General features: G+C 54.1%; 15 protein-coding genes. 7 read left to right on the forward strand and 8 right to left on the reverse strand.

Annotated elements, in window-relative coordinates; all coding sequences use genetic code 11:
- Positions 1 to 44: 44 nt before the first annotated feature.
- Together SH528x_RS24025 and SH528x_RS24030 are read right to left on the reverse strand one after the other, a co-directional pair.
- A complete protein-coding gene (locus SH528x_RS24025) occupies positions 45 to 383 on the reverse strand; it encodes an ArsR/SmtB family transcription factor (RefSeq protein ID WP_442505985.1) in 339 nt (112 codons plus the stop codon).
- Positions 384 to 591: 208 nt separating this feature from the next.
- Positions 592 to 825 carry a hypothetical protein gene (locus SH528x_RS24030; protein WP_442505986.1) on the reverse strand — a complete coding sequence of 78 codons (234 nt, stop codon included), beginning with the start codon at positions 823 to 825 and terminating at the stop codon, positions 592 to 594.
- 381 nt (positions 826 to 1,206) lie between these two features.
- On the opposite strand from SH528x_RS24030, the gene SH528x_RS24035 reads away from it, so the two are divergent.
- Genes SH528x_RS24035 through SH528x_RS24045 form a run of 3 tightly spaced genes read left to right on the forward strand, consistent with a single transcriptional unit; the run spans position 1,207 to position 4,315 of the window.
- A complete protein-coding gene (locus SH528x_RS24035; protein WP_442505987.1) occupies positions 1,207 to 2,382 on the forward strand; it encodes a radical SAM protein in 1,176 nt (391 codons plus the stop codon).
- Positions 2,379 to 3,683, forward strand: coding sequence for a hypothetical protein (locus tag SH528x_RS24040; RefSeq protein WP_442505988.1), 1,305 nt, complete (start codon positions 2,379 to 2,381; stop codon positions 3,681 to 3,683). Before SH528x_RS24035 ends, SH528x_RS24040 begins: the two co-directional genes overlap by 4 nt.
- Before the next feature lie 23 nt (positions 3,684 to 3,706).
- The gene (locus tag SH528x_RS24045; RefSeq protein WP_442505989.1) at positions 3,707 to 4,315 is read left to right on the forward strand and encodes a hypothetical protein; all 609 of its coding nucleotides are present in this window, start codon (positions 3,707 to 3,709) and stop codon (positions 4,313 to 4,315) included.
- A gap of 312 nt (positions 4,316 to 4,627) precedes the next feature.
- Here the strand turns inward: SH528x_RS24045 and SH528x_RS24050 are convergent, their stop codons facing one another.
- Together SH528x_RS24050 and SH528x_RS24055 are read right to left on the reverse strand one after the other, a co-directional pair.
- Positions 4,628 to 5,755 carry a patatin-like phospholipase family protein gene (locus SH528x_RS24050; RefSeq protein ID WP_442505990.1) on the reverse strand — a complete coding sequence of 376 codons (1,128 nt, stop codon included), beginning with the start codon at positions 5,753 to 5,755 and terminating at the stop codon, positions 4,628 to 4,630.
- A gap of 159 nt (positions 5,756 to 5,914) precedes the next feature.
- On the reverse strand, positions 5,915 to 6,739 hold the full coding sequence (locus tag SH528x_RS24055) for a DUF547 domain-containing protein (protein WP_442505991.1): 825 nt from the start codon (positions 6,737 to 6,739) through the stop codon (positions 5,915 to 5,917).
- A 376-nt stretch (positions 6,740 to 7,115) separates the two neighbouring features.
- On the opposite strand from SH528x_RS24055, the gene SH528x_RS24060 reads away from it, so the two are divergent.
- Together SH528x_RS24060 and SH528x_RS24065 are read left to right on the forward strand one after the other, a co-directional pair.
- On the forward strand, positions 7,116 to 8,381 hold the full coding sequence (locus SH528x_RS24060) for a cation:proton antiporter (RefSeq protein ID WP_442505992.1): 1,266 nt from the start codon (positions 7,116 to 7,118) through the stop codon (positions 8,379 to 8,381).
- 592 nt (positions 8,382 to 8,973) lie between these two features.
- Entirely contained in the window at positions 8,974 to 9,150 is a 177-nt protein-coding gene (locus SH528x_RS24065) for a hypothetical protein (RefSeq protein ID WP_442505993.1), read from the forward strand.
- A gap of 40 nt (positions 9,151 to 9,190) precedes the next feature.
- Here the strand turns inward: SH528x_RS24065 and SH528x_RS24070 are convergent, their stop codons facing one another.
- From SH528x_RS24070 to arsS, 4 genes are all read right to left on the reverse strand, one after another.
- Positions 9,191 to 10,216: an NADP-dependent oxidoreductase gene (locus SH528x_RS24070; RefSeq protein WP_442505994.1), complete on the reverse strand. Its 1,026-nt coding sequence runs from the start codon at positions 10,214 to 10,216 to the stop codon at positions 9,191 to 9,193.
- Between the two features lie 106 nt (positions 10,217 to 10,322).
- A complete protein-coding gene (locus SH528x_RS24075) occupies positions 10,323 to 11,501 on the reverse strand; it encodes an iron-containing alcohol dehydrogenase (RefSeq protein ID WP_442505995.1) in 1,179 nt (392 codons plus the stop codon).
- 53 nt (positions 11,502 to 11,554) lie between these two features.
- Positions 11,555 to 12,151: a TetR/AcrR family transcriptional regulator gene (locus tag SH528x_RS24080; RefSeq protein ID WP_442505996.1), complete on the reverse strand. Its 597-nt coding sequence runs from the start codon at positions 12,149 to 12,151 to the stop codon at positions 11,555 to 11,557.
- A gap of 388 nt (positions 12,152 to 12,539) precedes the next feature.
- A complete protein-coding gene (gene arsS / locus SH528x_RS24085; RefSeq protein ID WP_442505997.1) occupies positions 12,540 to 13,592 on the reverse strand; it encodes an arsenosugar biosynthesis radical SAM (seleno)protein ArsS in 1,053 nt (350 codons plus the stop codon).
- Positions 13,593 to 13,986: 394 nt separating this feature from the next.
- On the opposite strand from arsS, the gene SH528x_RS24090 reads away from it, so the two are divergent.
- Both SH528x_RS24090 and SH528x_RS24095 read left to right on the forward strand, forming a co-directional pair.
- Positions 13,987 to 15,543, forward strand: a complete 1,557-nt coding sequence (locus tag SH528x_RS24090) for a mercuric reductase (RefSeq protein ID WP_442505998.1) — start codon at positions 13,987 to 13,989, stop codon at positions 15,541 to 15,543.
- Positions 15,544 to 16,014: 471 nt separating this feature from the next.
- Positions 16,015 to 16,362: a hypothetical protein gene (locus tag SH528x_RS24095; protein ID WP_442505999.1), complete on the forward strand. Its 348-nt coding sequence runs from the start codon at positions 16,015 to 16,017 to the stop codon at positions 16,360 to 16,362.
- The last annotated feature ends 214 nt before the right edge of the window (positions 16,363 to 16,576 follow it).

Consider the following 16,576-nt stretch of genomic DNA (forward strand, 5'->3'; position numbering starts at 1 on the left):
TTAGGTTAAAAAAAAGGGGCGACATCGGACTCGTCAAATTCGTGTTACCGATCCTTGGAATTGAAGTCCAAAAAACGCCCTTCAATGCAGTTCATCAATCCTGCCAAATGCGATTCCGCAATTTGGTAGAACACCCTACGACCTTCCCGCTCACTGGCCAAAAAGCCACACCGCTGCAACAACCGCAAATTTTCCGATGCAACATTGTCAGGAATTTCACAGTCCTCCGCGATTTCGCCAACGGTGTACCGACCGTGCAGTAATAGCTGAACCATTCGCAAGCGAACGGGATGAGCCAGAGTTTTCAAACACTCCGCCGCCTCGGAAAAGTCCCGGACGCTACCCGGCGGTTTCGTTTGCTTGTTCGGTTTCGTAGTGGCCATGACGTCTCCCAGATTCGATACACTCAATATATCGTCACCTCACGATATGTCAATGCGTCATTCTCGCATTTTGCTCGCCTTCCTCCAGGAGGACGTACTATGTTCACCAGTTATTGATGGCAAATCATCCAAACGGACCGGCAACGTGGCTTAGACCGTTCGTTATGGTTTCGCCAAATCCAAGCCGCCTAACAAATGCCACCGTATCTCACTTGTCCTTGAGTCCTTCATGCCATTTGTCGGTTGGCTTAAGAAACGAGTGGTGGTGAACGATACGGATCGCTTGCCAATGATTCAGTTCGAAGCCGCGAAAGTTCCACTCGCACGGCAGGCAATACGTTGGCGTTCTCGTTTCGAGCAACGCCTTCGCTAGTGCAACTTCGACTTCGCCACCTTTGTAGAGTTTTCGCCACTTACCGACCTCCGCATCTATGACCATCACGGCGAACTGGAGTCGTGATAAAGGCAAGGGAAACGAAATACACTCAGGCGTCGACTGAATGGTCGACGTCGTTGGGTGTAACGGAACCGGCCCTACGCTCGATCAACAATTCAAAATACGTCAATTTGAGGAAGCGGTCACACGCCCCTTGCTGAACGTGCGAATTTGGGGGCGGCGTTCTCCCCGTCCTTGAGTTGATTCGGTGTTTTTCCGATTCGCTCACATCGAACTGTCGCCCAAACAACAACTCTTGTAACTCCTTTTGCGACGCGAGAACTATCTGATCGCAAAACACGTTGCCGGTGATTTGCAGGATTTAATTGTGGCCTGTCGCATCACACGGTAGGATGGGGGGCAGCACGTTTTCAAAAAGGAAACCGAATGCCGTCCCCAGTCACACTATCAGCCAATGTACACCTAACGCACAATTGCAACTTGCGATGTACGTATTGTTTCACGGGCGAGAAATTTGGTGCGGGCATGTCTCAGGCAACTGCAGACCAAACCGTGGACTTTTGCATTGCTGAATCCGTGCGTTCAGCCGCCGACCATCTTCAATTGATCTTTTTTGGTGGCGAACCTTTGATGAAGGTGGATCTGTTGTGCTGGATGTTGGATGCGGCCCGACAGCGTGCCCCTGATCTGCGAATCACTTCGAAGCTGAGTACGAATGGAATCTTGCTGTCTGAGTCGACGGTATCGCGACTCGCCGAGCGAGGTGTTTACGTATCGCTTAGCCTTGACGGCGATCCGTCGCTTCAGGCCTCGCAACGTCCCGACGTCAATGGCCGCGATGTCAGCACAAAATTGGATGCTTCGATCCGCCGTCTGCTTGCCTGGAATCCGGCTGCAAGTGTGAACTGTGTTGTGACGCCTGGTTCTGCCGCCATACTCGACCAGTCCGTCAAGTGGATCTTTGATCGTGGCTTTTCGTATATTCAGGTTGCACTGGATTACTCAGGCGATTGGAAACAAACGCACCTGCGAGATCTGCGAGCTGCCTACCTCAGGCTTGCAGATTGGTACTACGATCAGACCACAGCTGGCAGCAAATTTTACCTCAGTTGCTTCGACCAACGCATTCAAAGTTGGGCTCGCGGGCCACTTGAATCGCGTGAACGATGCCTCGTTGGGTTTCGTCAGTTCAGCATTTCATCCTCGGGGCGTCTTTTTCCATGTGTGCAATTCGTTCGCGAAGACGACAACGATGAATTTGTGATTGGCGATGTCCATCGCGGGTTTGATGAATCCAAACGTGCACAAATTGCCAACTGTAGCGAGCAGAAGAAGCCCGAATGTGCAGGCTGTCAGTTGACGAGCCGATGCTCCAGTTGGTGCGCGTGCATCAACTGGCAGAGTACGGGTAAATTGAATCAGGCGAGTCCTTTGGTGTGCGAACACGAACGAATCGTGATGCCGATCGCAGACGCAGTTGCGAATCGACTGTGGAAGCGGCGTGATTCGTTGTTTTTGCACAAGCAGTACAACCCCTCGTTCCCAGTGTTGTCGTTTGCGGAAGACATCATTATCCGACAGGCGGGAGAAGATTCAACATGAACTCATCAGACGAATTAAGAGTACAGCCGGTCAAACGCTATCGGACGCCCAAGTACCCATCGCACTTGGATCCCGATCCAACGTTGCACCCAGATCCAGTGCCGTACCCGATCAGCGGGAAAGCGGTCTCGGTGCTGGCATCGGCGAGTTTGCTACTATCAACGGCGTGTCGTCCGCCTGCTCAGTCCGCTGGGAATGCAGAGCAGACAGCGTCAAGCAACTTGACGACGGACGTATCGACAAGCACCGTTTTTGAGTTTCCCGATGATCACAAAATGCACGATGGATCGAATGAGAATGCTGACGATGCGGATGAAGTGCCGAACTTCGGGCAACGACTGCGAGACTATGAGGAACAGCTTGGAGTCGATTACGACAAAGAACGTCAGCAAATGGTGAAACACCTCTTTTCTGACAATAAGTCCTCTAATAATGAGTTCCAGCTGCCAAGTGATGTACGGGAAGGGACGCTGCGAAAAAGGCTGATTGAGTCGGCCGATGGTAACCCGTTGTGTGTCGCGGTCAGTGGCTTGCCGCACCAAACCAGTCCCTATGGAACGGGCGTGCCTGACCGCGTCGACGGTGATTTGGCCAGACGGGTCATTGAACGGGTATTCGCATCAGCTGGCTATAATCTTCGCCCCAACGTGCCTTATGACAACGACGGAGTCGCATTCGTGGTCGATGGATACGATGCCCAGAACAGGGTTGGCTTTGTCGTTGGCGATTGGAGCAACCTGGACGACGATGCGATTGTTTCGTGGATGTCGAGTCGCCGAACGGCTCGTGGTGACAACTCATCCGAGGTCGAGTGGTGGGCCGCGTTGGCTGAGTCTAAGGTGATGGGAATCAACGATGGCGAAAAACAGCGTTTTGCCAACGATATTGCGACCGCCAAGCGACTTGCCGATCCAGCGAAAGCAAAAGCGGCATTGAAGGCAATCATCGACCGAATGTCGAAACGATATCTCTCTTATAAAGAGATTCAAAGCCTGGAACGCAAGGCGTCGCAAGGAAAAGAATTCATTGCTGTGATCAGTACGTTCGATAATCGTTTTGAGATTCCCTGGGTCGTTCGTGTGCCAAGCTCCGAAGAAGCTGCGATCCAGGAACAGATCGATACTGAGATCAGAGAGCGAGGGGAAGCAGGTGAAGATATCGCAGTGGAAGAGTACGTTGACCGAATAAGGAACTGGCGTGAAAAACGATTGGCTGAATTGAAGGCCAAGACTGTCATGCAAAGTCTGGAAACAGCGGCGAGGGAATACATCGAGTGGGCAAAAACCCAGGGTCTCGAATAAATCGCTGAGGTCGACATCAAACCATGGCCGAATTGCAAGAGCACTGCAGGATGACGCATCCCAAGCGTCATCGAATTTGGCATGGATTGCTTATTCTGCTGTCCATCGCGGCGCCGTTTGCCGCCGTGATGCTCAGTCACTGGGCGACCAAAACTGACACGGAAGCTCAGGTCTGGAGTTCAGCAACGATTTGTGGTGTCATCGTTGGCTTGTTGGTGGCATTGAAATCCGGTCGAATCAATCACCTGATGCTTGGACCGGCATTCGGTTTAGCAGCCGGAATGCTTGACCTGCGAATCGCGATCTGGCTTTACGAACATCTTGGTTGGTCTATGTCAGCGGCCGCCTATGTGCCAGTGTGGGGCTTCGTGTTAGGAACACTGGTCGCTTGGGACCGACCAAGTTGGCGATCGCGATGCTTGATTGTCGCAGTTATCGCTGGCGCCGACTTCGTTTCTCGCTGGCTGTGGCAACAACACTTTTTAACGGATTGGCTGGAACTGACTGGCCAATGGCGGTGGCTTGTATCAGCAGTCGTGTTTCTGGCAACGTCCGTACTCGCCGTGCTGCTGACGATTCCATCAAGGGCTGTTGCAACACGAATGAATTCGGACGACGTGAACCATCATTGAATATTTGTGTTGTAATCTGCCACCGCCGTCCATTCGACGAATATTTTGTTATCGGGCGTTAGCTGCGAGCAAGTTTCAATCAATGTTGGCGGGCCCGCGGCTAGCGGGCTTTCGGTTTAATCGAAATGCAAATGGTAGTGGTGAGCCGTGGGCCGTGAGGCACCGGGTAATGCGTGGAACCCGGCCGCTCACGCGCGAGCGGCTCACTAAATCAATTGTCCGCTAGTACCGTCGGCTCACAAGAGTCGCTGCCGCCACCCAACGACATGACCGCATTCCTAAAATTGGCGAGCGGCCTTTTATGTTTTGATATCACGCTGCTTTGAATAACACTCGGTTGCGAGGCACGCGTCCAATCGCTTCGTGACCGTAGGTGGAAAGCGTCGCATCGGCGACTTCAAAGCCGTGACGGAACAACAAACTGAACTCGTGATCGGTTAGTCGACGAAGGGTTGTTTCAATCTGCGAAACGTACCGCACTTCGCTGTCCGTCAGTGCAGGTTTGCCACCGATCGGACTTCGCGAGTAAACTCTCTTCGTCGCCAGCCCCAGTCGCAGATAAGCTCCGGTGCCCGGATTCTGCTTGAAATACTCCATCAGCATCCGCGCCCGCAGACTTCGCACTTGATCGGTCGCGACGTCCACCAGTCGCATCGAGGCTTTTAGATATCCGGGCCGCCAACGCGATTGCCGCGTTTCGCTGCCCAACGGACGCGAGGCATCGCAGACGATCAAAAAATCGGTGCCTTCGCGCAATCCGTCCCCGGGTTTAAAAAGCGACTCCACGCCCAAATTGTCGTACACCCCGCCATCCCAAAGATGCAAACGTCTGTACTTGGGCGAAATTTCACGCCAATCGTTTTCGTGGAATTCACTCCATTGGTGTTGTCGTGAGCGGATCAGCAAAGGGCCAATCAATCCAGGCACGGCTGCCGATGCTGCCAGCGCGTGCGACAAACGAAAATCGGGATCAGTGATGTACTTGGTTTGGTAGTCGCCCATCAAGTCACGCTGGAAACGCCAGTTCTTTCCGGTCTGGTAGCAAGTTGCGTTGATGATCCAGTTGGGCGCGACCGGCAAATCGGCAAGCGATCCCGTGATGCCCCACGTGCTCTCCAGAGCGTCGCCCAGCACCGAGGCTCGGCCCGAAGCGAGACGCCAAGGCAGCAACAGCGATTTCAAGACATAAGTCCGCTGAACATTTCGCGTCGTTAACACCGAAAGACATTTTGGCACAACATCGTGCAAATATTCTTCGCTGGTGGGCCATCGGTAGCCGGCCGAGGCAAAGACAAGGCCCGCCGCCAGGGAGCCACCGGAAACACTCGAAACGATTTTAACGTTGCCAAGCAGATCTTGCCGCGCCAGCCGAGCGAGCACGCCAAGGTGAAATACCGTCGCACGGACGCCACCTCCCGAGAATGCAAGTGCGATCTTCATGAACCTATTCGCGAGAGAGACGTTTTTTACGGGAAATGGCTACCGTGGAACCCTCGAAAAGCGTGCTTTATTCGCGAGTTTGACAGTCTGCGGAGCATACCAACGTGCCCGCCGGCAGATCCATATCAATCGCGAGGAAGTGGAAGAGCAGGGAAATGTTTACTTGCCGTTGAGCTTCCAGTTGTAGTCCAGATAGCTGACTGAGGCTGCGTTTTGCAGCGCGGCATCGCGAGCAGCGTCGCTGGGCAACCAAGGTGCAATCCGCTGTAGCACGGCTGCTTGATCGCTGCCAAAATCTTCACCAAACCAATTAAGGATTGCAGAGAGCTGCATTCGACGCTGCCCCGCGTCATATTGAAAGTTCTGGGTGCGAGCAAAAAAGTCTTTTGCATTGAGTTCCAATTGCTGCTGAACGCGATCGGCAACGTACGCTTCGTTCAGCAAGCGAGGGCAACCGATCGAGGCACAAACGATCGCAAAGTGGATACGCGGCTCTCCCATTTTTCGCAGCACTTCATGTTCGATTTGCTCCAGCGAATAGGGCTTGCCACCCACATACAACTGCAAGTCTTTCCAAATATTGTATCCCCACAATTTGGCGGTGTGATTGCGAATACTTGTCGTGGGATATTCTCGCAGAATTCCGTGAACCGTTACTGCGTTGTAGGCATTGATCCAAAACGCGAGCGTTGCATCCTTGGACGCTGGAGCAGTTACCCCGGCGACCGACAATTGCTTCAAGTACTGATTCAAAGTCTGAACGTCACTGCCCGAAGCTTTGAGTGCCTTGTAATTCACCATCCCGTTTGCATCGACATACTTACGGAGCAACGAGTCCCAAGCGGAGTGATCAATGCGGTCCATCGACAGATGCGATGAAACCTGGGTTCCGACGTAGATCGGCGAGCCCGCATGAACCCTTAATCCAGCGATTAGAGTAACGAACAAGGCAGCTGCGAGTGATTTGGTGAGAGTGTGGATCATGGGTATTCCTTAACCATCCGTGAATGAAACAGAGTGTGGTGGGTTTTATACACACCGCAGACGAAAGAAAGCCCGTCGCCTTACAATATTTTCACGAGTTTTCATTCGCAGCAGTGGAACGGTTGAACTTGGGGCGATCGTGAACAGAACTAATCATTGGTAGCATTAGAATCCAAGAGGCTTCTACTTTCGCAGATTGCTGGCCCCGCAGAGCATCGATGCGTCCGTTTTCCCCTGCTAAGCAGCTAGGCAGGAGTCTTTCAGTATATTGGCCGCTTTGGCGCTAGCCACGGTTCCGACATTCAACCGGGGCTAGCGCCCAAACGGCTAACGGGATTTCACCCAATGATTCCTGCCTACCTGCTTAAGAACTTTCATGGAACATCTGTTACTCGTGTCGGCGTTTGTGGTGCTGTTTTATGCACTCATCTCGGCAATCATTCCCAAAACGCTGTTGTCCGCGCCTCTCTGTTTTGTCGCCGCCGGGGTCGTGCTCTCGGAATTGTTGACATTGTCGGTGGAACTAGACCTCGCAAAACTGATCGAAAAAGTAGCCGAACTGACGCTGGTGATTCTGTTGTTCACCGACGCATCGCGGATCGATATTCGCGTGTTGACTCGCGAGCTTGGCTATCCCGTCCGTTTGCTCAGCATTGGCATGCCGCTGACGATCGCGTTGGGCATGCTCGCCGCATGGTGGATCTTCCCAGAGTTTACGGTTTGGGAGGCGGCATTGTTGGCGGCGATTTTAGCCCCGACCGACGCGGCACTCGGCCAAGCCGTCGTGAGCAGCCCTCGAGTGCCGCAGCGGATTCGACAAGCACTGAATGTTGAAAGTGGACTGAACGATGGAATCGCCGTTCCATTTGTGCTGCTGTTTGCGTCGCTGGCGGCCGTCACCGCCGAATCTGACTCCGTCACTCACTGGCTTCTCTTTTGGGCGAAGCAGGTGACACTTGGGCCCGCGGTCGGAGTGGCGGTGGGAGTGGTCGGAGGCAAACTGCTCGATTTCGCTGCCGCTAAAGGCTGGGTGATGGACAGCTTTATGCAGCTTTCCGGAATCGCATTGGCAATATTGGCATGGAGCGTCGCAACGGCCGTTGATGGCAACGCGTTTATCGCTGCGTTTACCGCCGGACTCGCGATCGCGTCGATGACCAAAGCAGTAAAGCCAGTGATTCAAAACTTTGCCGACACCGAAGGTCAGCTGCTTTCGCTTGTTACATTCTTGCTGTTCGGTGCAGTGCTGGTCGTTCCCGCATTTCAAACGGCGGGATGGAGCGATTGGCTGTACGCGATTCTTAGCTTGACGGTGATTCGCATGATCCCCGTCGCCCTCTCTTTAATCGGCACCAAGGTGCATCGATCGACGGTCCTGTTTTTAGGCTGGTTTGGACCACGCGGGTTGGCGTCGGTGATCTTCGCATTACTTGTCACCAGCAAACATACGTTTCCTCATGGCGACGAGTTGTTCACCGTGGCGATTTTGACTGCGACACTCAGTGTGTTGGTTCACGGAATGACCGCCTTGCCCGGCGTCGCATGGTACAGCCGGATCATCCTGGCGGAAGAACATCAGGATCGTAGCGAACACCGCCCCGTCACCGAACACCCGCTGCGGCATCGTGCGAGGCACCGCTAACGTCGGCCTGCGATTTAGTGCTAACACCCAAAAACATCCACATTGGCGACTAACGATTGTTTGAACGTGAGACGGGCCCAGGCGTAGCGGATCTTGCTAAAGATCCTTTTCAAACGGTGCCACAAACGCTTGCAGGCCGGACCGTAGCGGAGCAGAGTCCCGGCATTGCGGCGGTGAAGAATTCGCCCGCACTTTCGCGACCGCCGGATCTGGAACGATCAATTCCTAACACCGCGAGGCCCCACCAGCGTACGTGATCCATTGTCGGCCAGCTTTCCAAGCTGGAACCGCAAATATTGGGCGATCTACTCATTGGTCGCGTTTAATCTTGTCGCGACGATCAAACGCTAGTGCACGCTAACGGCTTGGAAAGCCGTGCGACAATGAAGCATCACGCCGCAACGTAACACTTACATGCCTTGTAAGATCTATCTCTAACACCCCAAGGCCCCGCCAGTGAACGCGATCCATTGTCGGTCAGCTTTCCAAGCTGGAACCGCAAACATTGGGCGATCTACTCATTGGTCGCGTTTAAACTTGCCGCGACGATCAAACGCTAGTGCACGCTAACGGCTTGGAAAGCCGTGCGACAATGGGGCATCACGCCGCAACGGATCACTTACATGCCTTGTACGATCTATCTCTAACACCCCAAGGCCCCACCAGTGAACGTGCTCCATTGTCGGCCAGCTTTCCAAGCTGGAACCGCAAATATTGGGCGATCTACTCATTGGTCGCGTTTAATCTTACCGCGACGATCAAACGCTAGTGCACGCTAACGGCTTGGAAAGCCGTGCGACAATGCCGATTTAAACGCGGATCACAAGTTTTCCGGAATTGTTGCCTTTGAGCAGTCCCATAAATGCCTCGGGTGCATTTTCGAGTCCCTCGACAATGTCTTCGTTGACTTGAACCTTGCCTTCACGAACCCATCCCTCCATCTCGCTGACAAATTCGTTGTAGCGCGGACCATAGTCGTCAAAGATGATAAAGCCTTGCATCTTGATGCGTTTGACCAGCATCGTCATCATCAATTGCGGCCGTAGGTCAGGCCCGGCAGGTGGCTCGGTATCGTTGTAGTTCGCAATCAATCCACACAACGGAATCCGAGCTTTAACGTTCAATAACGGAATCACCGCATCGAACACTTTGCCACCCACGCTCTCAAAGTAAACGTCGATCCCATCAGTGCAAGCTGCCGCCAACTGCTCGGCAAAGTCGCTGGCACGATGATCGATGCATTCATCGAAGCCCAGCTCTTCGCGTGCAATTCGGCACTTCTCTGCACCGCCTGCCACGCCGACGACGCGGCATCCTTTCAGCTTCGCGATCTGCCCCACGACCGAGCCCACCGCACCGGTCGCCGCAGCAACCACGACGGTTTCCCCAGGCTTGGGCTGGCCAATCTCCAGCAATCCCATGTAGGCGGTAAAGCCGGGCATCCCCAGCACGCCAAGAGCCCACGAGGGATGCGACATCTTGGCGTCCAATTTGATCAGATCGGTGCCATCTGACACTGCGATGTCTTGCCATCCGCTGTAGCCCAGCACAAGATCACCCTCGGCAAAACCGGAGTTTTTAGACTGTTCCACTCGGCTGACGGTGCCGCCCACCATCACGTCGCCAACCCCGACCGGAGGTGCGTACGACGGACCGTCATTCATACGACCTCGCATATACGGGTCCAACGAGAGGTACTCGGTCCGCAACAATACTTCACCTGCGGCGAGCTCCGGTATATCGACCGTTTCGAGCCGAAAGTTATCCGGCTTCGGGGCGCCGTCGGGACGTGAGTTCAGAACGATGCGTCGGTTTTGTTGGTGGGAGTCAGGCATTGTATTAGTGATTTGGGGAAAGAGGTTCGTGTTAGAAATAAAGCTGCGCCGAAAGTCTTGGCGACTTTCGCTACAAAGGGGAGGCGTCTTTCGCTACGGATGCGAATTAGACCGTGAGTTGCGACGGAGTGAGTGCGGACTCGAGGATACGGCGGCTGACGTCGAGCGTGACTTGGTGTCGTTCGCCCAACGCCGTCATACCGTGCGACTCGAGTTGCTCGACCACCGCATCGACCGCTTCGCTGCCTAGATCGTATGCGCTGAGCGTCGTTGGGATGCCGATCCCTTCAAAGAACTCGCGTGTTCGCTCGATGGCTTGGTCGATCCGACTCTCGTTGTCTCCCGTGTCGATCCCCCAAACGCGTTCGGCATACTGCAACAATTTCTCACGCTTGGCATCACGCATTTCGTTCATCATTGATGGCAGCACAATGGCCAAGGTGCGAGCGTGATCGATGTCATACAACGCGGTCAATTCATGGCCGATCATGTGCGACGCCCAGTCCTGAGGAACCCCAGCACCGATCATACCGTTCAGAGCCCAGGTGGTGGTCCACATAAAGTTGGCTCGCGCCGCGTAGTCGTGATCGTCTTCCTGCAACCGGGGTGCTAACTCGATCAACGTTTGCAACAAGCCTTCGGCAAATCGATCTTGCACCATCGCATCGACGGGATAAGTCAAATACTGCTCGATGATGTGGACAAACGCGTCGGCGACGCCGTTGGCAAGTTGGCGCTGAGGCAACGTGTAAGTCTTGGTCGGATCAAGGACTGAAAAGGCAGGGTACACATGCTGGCTCTTGAAGGCCAGTTTCGCTTTGAGTGCATCGTTGGTGACCACCGAGCCATGATTCATTTCCGATCCGGTTGCTGGCAGCGTCAACACGGTTCCAAACGGTACCGCCGCAGTGACGTTCGCGCCCCGCTCGGCCAAGATGCTCCACGTGTCTCCATCAAAGGGGATTGCTGCGGCGACGAACTTGGTTCCATCGATCACCGAACCACCGCCCACGGCCAACAGAAAGTCAACCTTTTCAGTGCGTGCCAACTCCACCGCACGCATCAGCGTCGCGAAACGGGGGTTGGCTTCGATCCCGCCGAACTCAACAACGTCGCGTTTGCCCAACGCGGCACGCACTTCGTCAAGCGTTCCGTTGCGCTGGGCGCTTTGTCCGCCGTAGAGCACCAGCACGCGGGCGTCTGCGGGGACTTGGGCATCCAGATCGGCAACGCGACCTTCGCCAAACAGGATGCGGGTTGGGTTCTGAAAATCAAAGTTATTCATCGTACTTCTTTCCTTAAATAGACCGGTCGGCTAGTGAGTGTTTTAAAAAAAATTTAGGTGTTAGTGGCGTCGATGAGACGCCGGGTCAGCCGCATTGCGTCATCGAACGCGGCTCCGTTTTTACGTAATTTGTCAAGCAAACTGGCTCCGAGCCACAATTGGTAGAGCCACTCGGCGAGTTCGACGGGGGTGAGCTCTGCGTGGATCGATCCGTCCTTTGCACCCGCTTCGATGACGCTGGCCAAGCGAGCGATCACGCGGTCGGTGCCTTGTTGGAGTGCTTCTCGCATTTCGATTGAGAAGTCGGCGATCTCGGCACTGAGCTTCACGACCAAGCATTTATTGGTAGTGCAGTCATCGGTTTGCGATTCTTGCCAGCAGCTGAAATAGCGGAGCAACTGGTTCGCCGCGGTCCCGCCGGCCTCGCCGAGCAGCGATTCCAGATCGTCCATGTAGGTCGCGACATAATCCTGGATCAATGCCTGGCCAAATTTCTCCTTCGACGCGAAGTAGTGGTAGAACGAGCCTTTGGGGACATTCGCCAGTTTCAGCAGCTCGGTCAGCCCGACGGCATTAAAGCCTTTTTGTGCCATCACCGCTCGCCCTTGGGCAAGAATGTGGGTTCGCGTATCGGAGTGTTTGACGTTCATACAAACTACTATCGCCATAATTAGACCGGTCGTCTAGTCGTAATCTTGAAAAAGCGAGTAACTTTTCTGGTAGGGGCTGAGGATACGGTTCCAGGCCGTAGCGAAATGTCGCAGAGACTTTCGCTAATTTGCGGTGCGGATCGAAATTGGTGAGGCGAGTTGCGAAAAGGCAGACCGCTGAAACATTTGCCATTTTCGCTACGGAGAGTTCCGCTACGGCGGGGGAGGACAACGCAATGAAGCATTTTCTGGTAGCTACCTTCGCCAGAAGGTGGTGATTCGCATTTGCGCGCCAACAATCCACGCTCTGGCGAGCGTAGTTACAAAACGCAAACGCCCTAATTTGCCGCCTCTAAATACTTCAAAATGGCGGGGGAGGGCAGGGCGGCTATTTGTCGATCGCGCCTTGGCAGCCGGATCCGGCACCGGCGGTGCAGCCGAAACAATGTTGCCCAAGGATGATCTCGCGTTTGGAAAGCGCGTCGTAGTCGAAATCCTCGATATGGGTCGGGTTGCCGGCGCCCACTTCCAAATTCAACATTTGATTGAAATCGCAATCGAACAGACGGCCATCCCAGCCAACCGACAGCGTGTTGCGGCACATCAATCCGTCAATCGAGGCCGGGTTATAAGCGTCGACGAGTTTCTGCATATAAGTGTCAAACTCGTTGGTTTGAATCAGGTATTCCAGATAACGGCTGACGGGCATGTTGGTGATCGTGAACAAACGATTGAACTGAATTCCGAAACGAGCGTCGAGCTCTTTTCGATAGGCACGCTCGAGCGACTGCTGGTCCGGCGGCAAACTGGCGCCGACCGGGTTGTAGACCAACGTCAGCATCAATCCGCTGCCTGGGTGGCCGTAGCCCAGATCGTTCAGTCGTTTTAACGCTTGGACTGACTTCGAGAACGCTCCGTCACCGCGTTGTGAATCGGTGTTTTCTTCTAGATAGCATGGCAGCGACGCGACGATCTCGACTTGGTTTTCGGCCAAAAACTCGGGCATGTCAGTAAACCCTTTGGCCAACAGGATGGTCAAGTTACAACGATCGATGACATGTCGGCCGAGCGATCTTGCCAGGCTAACAAAGTGCTTGAAATTTGGATTCATCTCGGGCGCGCCGCCCGTCAAATCGAGCGTTTGGATTTGGGGATGATCCCGCAAGACGCGAATGCAGGCATCGACCGATTCAAGCGTCATGTTTTCGCGTCGATCGGGGCCCGCGTCGACGTGACAGTGGCTGCAGGTCATGTTGCAAAGTTTGCCGATATTGACTTGCAAGATCTCGATTCGATCGCTGGCGAGCCGCTCGACTCCCGATTCGCTTAGCTTCGCCGCGAACTTTTCAGTCCCACGCGGCGGCATCAGGACAACCAATTGCTCGGTCGGGTTGGCCAGCGGGTTGCCACGATGTTGCAGCGATGTTTTGGGTTGCGACATGAGCAATCAACAAACTCTTTAATGCGACGAGAAATAATTAGTGTGGCAGCAGCGTCCGAAAACGCTACCGACTCTCCTTTGTGACAACGACGCAGTGGCGAGGCTTTCCTTACATCAAAGATTCGAAAAACGCCGAATTCCGTGAGCGAGAGCGAAATGGGTCGCTCATTTATCTTTCCAAGGATCTTTTTGTAAGGAGTCGGCGATCTCGGCGTCCCCCTGCTAACTCAATCAACTTTGCCCATTGTCGCTGATCGCTCTGCGATCGGTGCGTGCATTGTCGCCATTCGCCCGGCGATCTGTGCGTACGGTACAACTATCAAAATAGGCTAAATGCATGTCGACGAATAGCGAACTTATCAACAAACCCACTTCTACCAAAAGCGAATCATCGATGTCTTCGAAACTGATTCAATTGCAACCTCACGACGAGTACAACCAGTCGCTCGAAGCCGACGTGCATCCGCCCCAGTGGCAAAACCCGACGCCCAGCAATCCGTACCACTTGGTGGTGATCGGCGCCGGGACCGCAGGACTGGTGACCGCCGCGGGCGCAGCGGGACTGGGGGCTCGCGTCGCCTTGATCGAGCGTGAATTGATGGGGGGGGACTGTTTGAACGTCGGCTGTGTGCCATCCAAAGGCGTGATCCGTGCGGCGCGGGTGGCTGCGTCGGTTCGTGATGCCGAACCTTATGGCGTGCATGTTCCAGATGGCGTTGAGGTTGATTTCGGAAAAGCGATGCAGCGGATGCGGCGATTGCGAGCCAAGATTAGTCCCAATGATTCGGCCAAGCGGTTTTCCGAAATGGGGATCGATGTCTTTTTCGGAAAAGGGTCGTTCGTCAACGACAACACCATCAACGTGACTCGCGAAGACGGTTCAGTCAGCGAGTTGAAGTTCAAGAAAGCGGTGATCGCTTCGGGGGCTCGTGCGTCGGCGCCGCCGATCCCGGGACTCGACACGGTTTCGTATTTAACCAATGAAAATCTGTTTTCGCTGACAGAATTGCCAAAGCGGTTTGGCATTGTCGGCAGTGGACCGATCGGCAGCGAGATGGCTCAAACGTTCGCCCGCTTGGGCAGCGAGGTGTTTTTGTTTGAACGCGGTCGTCATCTGCTTCCTCGCGAGGATTCGGATGCGGCAGCAGTGGTGCAAAAACATTTTGAACATGATGGCGTCAATCTGTTCTTGGACGCCGTGGATATGAAACTCAGTCCGGCAGACGATGGCGTCATTCGAGTTCAGGTCACGCAAAAGGGCGAAACCAAAGAAGTGATTGTCGATCAATTGCTGGTCGCCGTGGGACGCGCGCCGAACACCGAGGGGCTGAATCTCGAAGCGGTCAATGTCACGTATGACTCATCGGGAGTCGATGTGAACGATCACTTACAGACGACCAACCCCCGCATCTATGCCGCAGGCGACATTTGCTCGAAATACAAGTTCACGCACGCGGCAGATTTCCAAGCCAGAATCGTGATCCAGAATGCTTTGTTCGCCGTTGGTCCGTTTGGAAAGAAGAAGGCGAGTGACTTGGTCATTCCCTGGGCCACCTACACGTCACCCGAGGTAGCCCATGTCGGGATGTACGAAAAGGAAGCGATCCAGGCGGGCATCGAAATCGATACTTATGTCCAGCACTTTAGCGACGTCGACCGAGCGATCCTCGAGGGTCAAGACGACGGGTTTGTGAAAGTGTTCACGAAGAAAGGAACGGACAATATCGTCGGCGCGACGATCGTCGCAGAAAATGCAGGAGACATGATCTCCGAAATCACGCTGGCGATGACTGCGGGCATCGGACTGGGCAAAATAGGTGCCGCAATTCACCCGTACCCGACGCAAGCCGAGGCAATCCGAAAATTGGGGGATCAATTCAGCCGTACGCGGTTAACGCCATTGAGCAAGAGAATCCTGAACGTGCTGCAACGTCTGAACGTCGGCAAGTAAGTTGATATCGCAAAACCTAGCTGACAGCGGATCAGCTGTTTCGGGGTCGTCGTCCCGGTGACGGGAAAAATATTACAAATTCCGCATCCTTTCCCATTGACAGACAACTTCCGCTTGCATCCGAGGTGCTATAATCCAGATCGTCGTTAATGAACGATGGAGCAAGCGCGGATAAAGTAGGTTCGATCGATCAGTGCACAGGATCGTCACCTTGGCAACAATTCAGCCGGACCAATAGGTTCTGCTTTGCAAACTTGATGCCTAATACGTCATTACGTCCGCGGCATTGCCAAGGGTGAGATTCCTTGTGCCCCAGTGCCACATACCAAATTCAAAAGGCCGTGATAGCTTTAACAGCAAAACGGTTGTGGCGTTAAAGAGAAGGGACTCGGTGCAAAGCATCAAGTCCACAATAAAATGGCACATCGATTGCAGTAATGTCTATGCAAAATGTCCTGGGGGGATGAGCTGATGTCTACCAACAATTTGCGAGCGGTCGAGTTTTTCGGCGGACCGATTGATGGACATGTTGAAGCATTTTCGGCACCGATGAAGCCGTTCGTCGCGATCAAACCGGTCGCCCCGGCTCACCCTGTCAGTTCCTTCACTCGGTTGTTGCGACTACTGCGATTGCATGGGCATCAGTCGCCACCGGTGCTAGCAGTCTATGAAATGCAAACACGTACGACTGGCGCCGGATATTTCTATTTGCGTTCCGTCGTGGCGACCGACTGCGACATGAACCCGATCATCGTCGACGCCATGATTCAGCGGTCCGATCTCACGCTGCGTCCGATGACGCTGTCTGATCTAAAGTAGATGGCATTGGGCTCGCAGCGCATCGCCGAAGATTGAGTATGGACGGGTTGAGTTCCGCTGCCATTGCAATTGGCAAACACGTAGACAAACACACAGGCGTTCTGTCATCCCACAGCTCCGCTCGACTAGATGCTGTATAACAAAGGCATCCTTGCGAACGCCTGACAACTCACCAGACCAACGCAGTCTCGATGTGCGACATGATCTGACCCCA

It is taken from the genome of Novipirellula methanifontis (assembly GCF_052161655.1).
Lineage (GTDB): Bacteria > Planctomycetota > Planctomycetia > Pirellulales > Pirellulaceae > Novipirellula.